7 protein-coding genes are annotated in these 7268 nt (G+C 71.7%); 4 read left to right on the plus strand and 3 right to left on the minus strand.

Annotated elements, in window-relative coordinates:
- Positions 1-48 precede the first annotated feature (48 nt).
- Positions 49-924 (minus strand): hypothetical protein, encoded by an 876-nt coding sequence (locus tag ACZ6CL_RS01630; protein WP_468929785.1) that lies wholly within the window; start codon positions 922-924, stop codon positions 49-51.
- A gap of 166 nt (positions 925-1090) precedes the next feature.
- On the opposite strand from ACZ6CL_RS01630, the gene ACZ6CL_RS01635 reads away from it, so the two are divergent.
- Complete coding sequence (locus tag ACZ6CL_RS01635) at positions 1091-2161, plus strand: chitinase (RefSeq protein WP_468929788.1); 1071 nt, start codon at positions 1091-1093, stop codon at positions 2159-2161.
- Between the two features lie 92 nt (positions 2162-2253).
- Here the strand turns inward: ACZ6CL_RS01635 and ACZ6CL_RS01640 are convergent, their stop codons facing one another.
- Positions 2254-3930, minus strand: a complete 1677-nt coding sequence (locus ACZ6CL_RS01640) for a fumarate hydratase (RefSeq protein ID WP_468929790.1) — start codon at positions 3928-3930, stop codon at positions 2254-2256.
- Positions 3931-4106: 176 nt separating this feature from the next.
- Here ACZ6CL_RS01640 and ACZ6CL_RS01645 point away from each other — a divergent pair, with 176 nt between their 5' ends.
- A complete protein-coding gene (locus tag ACZ6CL_RS01645; RefSeq protein ID WP_468929793.1) occupies positions 4107-4763 on the plus strand; it encodes a DUF1707 SHOCT-like domain-containing protein in 657 nt (218 codons plus the stop codon).
- Positions 4764-4941: 178 nt separating this feature from the next.
- Positions 4942-5298 carry a WhiB family transcriptional regulator gene (locus tag ACZ6CL_RS01650; protein WP_055548186.1) on the plus strand — a complete coding sequence of 119 codons (357 nt, stop codon included), beginning with the start codon at positions 4942-4944 and terminating at the stop codon, positions 5296-5298.
- Between the two features lie 83 nt (positions 5299-5381).
- Here the strand turns inward: ACZ6CL_RS01650 and glpX are convergent, their stop codons facing one another.
- Positions 5382-6413: a class II fructose-bisphosphatase gene (gene glpX / locus ACZ6CL_RS01655; protein ID WP_468929796.1), complete on the minus strand. Its 1032-nt coding sequence runs from the start codon at positions 6411-6413 to the stop codon at positions 5382-5384.
- A 168-nt stretch (positions 6414-6581) separates the two neighbouring features.
- Between glpX and ACZ6CL_RS01660 the strand changes: the two genes are divergently transcribed.
- Positions 6582-7124: a DUF4245 domain-containing protein gene (locus ACZ6CL_RS01660; RefSeq protein ID WP_468931225.1), complete on the plus strand. Its 543-nt coding sequence runs from the start codon at positions 6582-6584 to the stop codon at positions 7122-7124.
- Positions 7125-7268 lie beyond the last annotated feature (144 nt).

Consider the following 7268-nt stretch of genomic DNA (forward strand, 5'->3'; position numbering starts at 1 on the left):
CCGGGAGTCCGCGGCCGCGCGGCCGGGGCAGCTTCAGCGGTCTGCCGCTCATGACAGCCTGCTGCGGAACTGCGGAAGCGCCTGCCAGTTGATGCCGCCGGGCGTGCTCGGGCCCCACACCGGGGTCTCGGGCTCGTTGGCCGGGGGCTTGGTCTGGCCGTTGCCGTTGCCGTTGCCGGGGTTCTGGGGGCGGTCGGGGCCCGGCTCGGCGGGCTTCGCGGGCGCGCCGGGCTTGCCGGGCCTCGCGGCCGGGGGCTGCTTCACCGGATCGGGCGCCTGGCCGACCGGCTTGCGGGGCGGCTTGTGGGGCCGCGGGCGCGCGGGCGACGCGGCGGGCTCGTGGGGCCGCGCGTGATGCGGCGTACGGCCGGGCTGGTGGGCCGCGGGCCGCTGGTGCCGCGGGGCGTGGTGCGCGCCCGGGCGGCGGCCGGGACGCGCGGCGTGCTCGCCGCGCCCGGGCCGCTCGCCGCGCGCCCCGGACGCGCGGTGCGACTGGGGCGGAGCGGGCCGGGCGAGCGCGGTGGGCTTCCGGGCGCTCGCGGGGCGTACGTTCGCGGGGGGCTGCGGAAGGGGATGGTCCGGGCCGTCCTGGCCGTACCGGTGGTCTCCCGACGGGTGCTCATGCGCGGTGTCGTGTCTGCCGGCGTGCCCCTCGGGGGCGCCCTTCGGCTCCCGGCCGAACGCCTCGGTGGTGACGGGGTGTCCCGGGATCAGCGTCTCGGGGGCGATGGCCGTACCGCCCGCGAACCCCATGCCGAGGACCGCCGAATAGCCGAAGCAGACGGCCCCCGCGAGCGCGCCCGCGTGCCGTACCAGCCGGCCGCGGCGCCCGGAGAGGTCCACGAACACGGGCCCCTTCCCGGCCACGTCGGAGCGGACGGGACGCGAGGGCGCACGCTCGGCCACATCTGACTGAGGATCCATGCGTCAGAGGCTAGTGCAGAAAATACGACATACAACCTATGTGTCAAATGCACGGTGTGTCATAGTTCATCACTTTGGTCTTATGTGCGAGGTTGGCGGAGAGGCCGGGCCGGGGGCCAGCCCCCGGCCCTCACATCCCCTCACCCCGGAGCGGAAGGAAGAGCGCGTGCGATTGAAGGCCAGCCCCCGCATGAGCGGAATCGCCATGGCCGGAGCCGTGCTCTGCGCCACCATCGCCGTCTGGGCGGGCAGCGAGCGGTCGTCCGAGCCGGACCACGCGGCCTCGCACCCCGCCCCCCGCCCGGCACCGCCGCCCGCCGACTTCGTGCCGTACGTCAGCGCCTGGGCCAGCTCGCGCTACGACATGCCCGCCGCGGCGGCGCGCGGCGTCAAGGAATTCACGCTGGGCTTCGTCGTGTCGGGTGACGCCTGCACCCCGGCGTGGGACAGCGGCATCCCGTTCGACGACCCGGCGCTGACGGCCCGTATCGAGGCCACCCGGCGGGCCGGTGGCGACGTACGGATCTCCTTCGGCGGCGCCGACGGCACGGAGCTGGCGACGGCCTGTGAGGACCCCTCGCAACTGGCCGCCGCCTACACCGAGGTGATCGAGCGTTACGGCATCATCCGGGCCGACTTCGACATCGAGGGCGAAGCCCTCGCCGACGCCGCCGCCACCGCCCGCCGGGCCCAGGCCATCGCCCTGGTCCAGCGCACCCACGTGGGGCTGAACGTCTCCTTCACGCTGCCCGCCATGCCGGACGGGCTGACCCCCGGCGCCCTCGCCCAGCTGACGGCGGCGCGGCGGGAGGGCGTCACCGTCTCGTCGGTCAACGTCATGGCCATGAACTACAGCGGCGACCACACGGGCGACATGGGCCGCTACGCCATCCAGGCGGCCACCGCCGCCCAGGAGAAGGTCCGCCGGGTGCTCGGGCTGTCCGACGCCGCCGCGTGGAAGACCCTCGGCGTGACGCCGATGATCGGGGTCAACGATGTGACCGGCGAGGTCTTCACCCTGGAGGACGCGGCCGGACTCGCCCGCTTCGCGGCCCGGAAGGGCATCGGGCGGCTGTCGATGTGGTCGGCGGAACGAGACCGTCCGTGCGCCTCCGAGGGCACGGGCGCCGCGGCTCCCACCCCCGCCCCCGAACAGCCCGCCGCCACCGCCCCGAGCACCTCGTGCAGCGGCGTCCCCCAGCGCCCGGGCGCCTTCGAGGCGACCCTCTCCGGCTGAGCGTCCGACGGCTGAGCGTCAGATGGCTGACAGCCGACGGCCCCGGCCGCCCGTTGTGACGGGGCGGCCGGGGCCGTCGGCTTGCCTGCCGGTCAGGCGCCGGGGCGCACCGGGATGCTGCTGACGAACGGCTGGGCCGGACCCGGGTCGGTGAAGAAGTCGTTCCCCTTGTCGTCGACCACGATGAACGCCGGGAAGTCCTCGACCTCGATCCTCCAGACCGCCTCCATGCCCAGCTCCTCGTACTCCAGGACCTCGACCTTCTTGATGCAGTCCTGCGCCAACCGCGCCGCCGGGCCGCCGATCGAGCCCAGGTAGAAGCCGCCGTGCGCGGCACACGCGTCCGTGACCTGCTGGGAGCGGTTGCCCTTGGCCAGCATGACCTTCGAGCCACCGGCCGCCTGGAACTGCTCGACGTACGCGTCCATCCGGCCCGCCGTGGTCGGGCCGAACGAACCGGAGGCGTACCCCTCGGGGGTCTTGGCCGGGCCCGCGTAGTAGACCGGGTGGTCCTTCAGGTACTCCGGCATCTCCTCGCCCGCGTCCAGCCGCTCCTTGATCTTCGCGTGCGCGATGTCACGGGCGACGACCAGCGTGCCGGTCAGCGAGAGCCGGGTCTTGACCGGGTGCTTGGTCAGCTCGGCCAGCACCTCGTCCATGGGCCGGTTGAGGTCGATGGCGACCGCGTCCAGGTCCGGGCCCGCGCCCTTGGTCAGCTCCTCCTCGGTGGTGTCCGGGAGGAAGCGCGCCGGGTCGGTCTCCAGCTGCTCCAGGAAGACGCCCTCCGGCGTGATCTTCGCGAGCGCCTGGCGGTCGGCCGAGCAGGAGACGGCGATCGCGACCGGGCAGGACGCGCCGTGCCGCGGCAGCCGGACGACCCGTACGTCGTGGCAGAAGTACTTGCCGCCGAACTGCGCGCCGATCCCGATCTTCTGCGTCAGCTCGAAGACCTTCTCCTCCAGCTCCGTGTCGCGGAAGCCGTGACCGGTCGGGGAGCCTGAAGCGGGCAGCTCGTCCAGGTAGTGCGCGGAGGCGTACTTCGCGGTCTTCAGCGCGTACTCGGCGCTGGTGCCGCCGACCACGATCGCCAGGTGGTACGGCGGGCAGGCGGAGGTGCCCAGCGAACGGATCTTCTCCTCCAGGAACTTCATCATCGATGCCTCGTTCAGCACCGCCTTCGTCTCCTGGTAGAGGAAGGACTTGTTCGCCGAGCCGCCGCCCTTGGCCATGAACAGGAACTTGTAGGCGCCCCCGTCGGTCGCGTACAGCTCGATCTGCGCGGGCAGGTTGGAGCCGGTGTTCTTCTCGTCCCACATGGTCAGCGGGGCCATCTGGGAGTAGCGCAGGTTGAGCTTGGTGTACGCGTCGTAGACGCCGCGCGACAGGGCCTCCTCGTCGCCGCCTTCCGTGAGCACGTTCTGGCCGCGCTTGCCCATGACGATGGCGGTGCCGGTGTCCTGGCACATCGGCAGCACCCCGGCCGCCGCGATGTTGGCGTTCTTCAGCAGGTCCAGTGCCACGAAGCGGTCGTTCGCGCTGGCCTCGGGGTCGTCGAGGATGCGGCGCAGCTGCGCGAGGTGGTCCGGGCGCAGGTAGTGCGAGATGTCGTGCATCGCCTCGGCCGCGAGCTCGCGCAGCGCCTCCGGGTCGACCTTGAGGAAGGTGCGCCCGTCGGCCTCGAAGGTGCTCACGCCCTCGGAGGTCACCAGACGGTACGTCGTCCGGTCTTCTCCCAGGGGCAGCAGGTCCGAATAGGCAAACTCTGGCATCGCGGCCATTCCTTACTCGACGGGGAACTACGGCTGACTTCGTCGACAGCGCGTGCATAAGCGTAGAACGGGGTGGGGGAGCTGGGCTTGTGAGGTAAGGCTCACTGGAGCCCGCCGTACATCGTGCTGCCGCACACCACTAGTCGCGATCTATCGCGACTGGGTAGGCTGGCCGGGTGGATGAGCAGCAGTCGGTGTCCTTGACCAAATCGTCCCCTTCTGTCGCCCCCGCGCCCGTCGCGGAGGCGGAGATCCGTGCGTCCGACGCGGATCGCGACCGGATCGCGGACATCCTGCGGGAGGCCCTCGCCGAGGGACGGCTCGAACCCGACGAGCACGCCGAGCGGATCGACGCCGTCTACCGCGCCAAGACCCTCGGCGAGCTGGAGCCCCTGGTGCGGGACGTGCCCACGGGTCCGGCCCGGGCCGCCGCGGGCCTGCCCTCCGGCGCGGCGTCCGACGCCGACTCCGGCCCCGAGAACCTGATCGCGGTGTTCGGCGGCGCCGTGCGCAAGGGCCGCTGGCGGCCCCGCCGCCGTACCCACGCCTTCGCGGTCTTCGGCGGCGTCGAGATCGACCTCACGGAGGCGGTCTTCGAGCAGCGGGAGATCGTCATCCAGGCCTGGGCCGTGTTCGGCGGTGTCGAGATCAAGGTCCCGGAGAACGTCTCGCTGCACGGTTCGGGCTCCGGCGTGTTCGGTGGCGTGGACATCGCGGAACGCGAGGCTCCGGACCCCGACGCGCCGGTGATCCGGGTCAGCGGATTCGCGCTCTTCGGCGGGATCGACGCCAAGCCGAAGCGTGGGAAACGTGTGAAGAACCTGAGGTCATAAGGGCTGAACAGCTGCTGTGCATACGGAATTTCCGGGCGGGACAACCGTGTGCATAAGCGTGCGCACAGCGGGTAAGGCTTGGTGCATCGTCTCTCGTACGGCTGATGGGGGTGCACAGGGGGCCGTGCGGCGGGAGACGGGCAAGGGTGAACACCGGAGCCGTCGTCAGGAGTAGACCGTGCTGCAACCGCATCAGCCCCTGCTGGACGCCGCCGTGCCCCCGCAGCGCATCCCCGCTCGGGAACAGGCCGGCCCCTGGCACTCGGAGGCGGTGTGCCGCCGGGATGAGGCAGGGCTGTTCTTCGCTCCGTCCAAGGAGCCCACGGCTGCCAGGCTGTCGCGGGAAGAGGCCGCCAAGCGCGTCTGCGCGCGCTGCCCGGTCATGGTCGAGTGCCGGGAGCACGCGCTGCTCCAGCCCGAGCCGTACGGGGTGTGGGGCGGGCTGACCGCGGCCGAGCGCCGGGTGGTGCTGGCCCGCCGCCGGCGCCGCGAGGCGGAGCTGCAGCGCGCCGTGCGCGTCGCCGCCGCCGGGTGAATCCTCCGGGACACGGGCCGGGCCCCGCCATACGGCGGAGCCCGGCCCGTGTCGTGTCCGGTGTATGACGCGTTCGGCGCGTTCTAGCGCGGGCGCTCGAAGTCGACCGAGGCGTAGGCGCGCAGCTTGGACAGCTTGTGGGTGGAGTCGATCTGCCGGATCGTCCCGGACTTCGACCGCATGACCAGCGACTGCGTGCTGGCCGTGTCCGCGCGGTACCGCACCCCGCGCAGCAGGTCGCCGTCGGTGATGCCGGTGGCGACGAAGAACACGTTGTCGCCGCTGACCAGGTCGTCGGTCTGGAGGACCTGGTCGAGGTCGTGGCCCGCGTCGATGGCGCGCTGCCGTTCCTCGTCGTCCTTGGGCCACAGCTTGGTCTGGATGGTGCCGCCGAGGCACTTGATCGCGCAGGCCGCGATGATGCCCTCCGGCGTACCGCCGACGCCCAGCAGCAGGTCGGCGCCGGTGCCCTCGCGCACCGCCATGATCGCACCGGCCACGTCGCCGTCGGAGATGAACTTGATCCGGGCGCCCGCCTCCCGGATCTCCTTGACCAGGCCCTCGTGGCGGGGCCGGTCCAGCACCACCACGGTGACGTCCTCGGGGCTGGACTTCTTCGCCTTGGCGATCCGCCGGATGTTCACCCCGGGCGGCGCCGTGATGTCGACGAACTCGGCGGCCTCCGGGCCGGTGACCAGCTTGTCCATGTAGAAGACGGCCGACGGGTCGAACATGGTGCCCCGCTCGGCGACGGCGAGCACGGAGACGGCGTTGGCCATGCCCTTGGCGGTCAGCGTGGTGCCGTCCACCGGGTCCACGGCCACATCGCACTCCGGGCCGGTCCCGTCGCCGACGCGCTCTCCGTTGAAGAGCATCGGCGCTTCGTCCTTCTCGCCCTCGCCGATGACCACGACGCCGTTCATCGACACGGTGTGGACGAGGGAGCGCATGGCCTTCACGGCGGCGCCGTCCGCGCCGTTCTTGTCGCCGCGGCCCACCCAGCGGCCGGAGGCCATGGCGCCCGCCTCGGTGACCCTGACCAGCTCAAGGGCGAGGTTGCGGTCGGGAGCCGCGGGACTGACCTCGAGCTGGGACGGCAGATGATGCTCGGTCATCGGAGCGCACCTTTCTGTACGGCGACGAACCGCGAAAGTGAGGGTGCTCATGACCTTATCCGTTCATTGCGAAAGTGAGCAGAGGACCCCACGCATGAGCGCCACCCTGATGCGGCCCTGTTGCCGGGTGCCGAGAGGCGATGAGGGACGATAGGGGGCGTGGCAGGTATGCGTGGCAAAGAGACGGTGCGGGACATGGTCCTGTCGCTGACGGTGATTGGTGTCGTCGCGGCGGCCATCTACGTCTTCGGCATTCCGCACGACGACAGTGACCCGGGCAAGGGCGTCCAGACGGTCGACTACCGGGTGGAGGTGGACACCGCCCGGCGCGCGGCGCCGTACCCGGTCGCCGCCCCCGAGAAGAGCAGCCTGCCCAAGGGGTGGCGCGCGACCTCGGTGACGTACCAGCCGGGGGCCACCGCGGACAAGGGCGCGGCCTGGCATCTGGGCTTCCTCGACCAGGACGAGGAGTACATCGCGATCGAGCAGAGCGACGGCAAGCCGGTCCCCTTCATCGAGGACGTCACCCAGCAGGCGCGGGAGACGAAGGCCAAGCAGGAGATCGGCGGCCATGAGTGGGTCCGCTACGAGGGCGACAAGTACGACGCCCTGGTGCGCCGCGAACCGGGTGTGACCACGGTCGTCACCGGCACGGCGTCGTACGGGCAGCTCGCGAAGATGGCGGCCGCGCTGAAGGCGGAAAAGGGCTGACCGGGCTGACTAGCTGACCCGGCTGACCGGGTTGACCGGGTTGATCGGACAGCGGCGCGGCCCCTCGGTGTCCGTGCCGAAGGGGGGCGCCGCTGCTTTACCGCCCGGGCAGACCCAAAAGTGCTGACCCCCCCGTTGTCGGCC

The sequence above is a fragment of the Streptomyces sp. NPDC041200 genome (assembly GCF_055591805.1).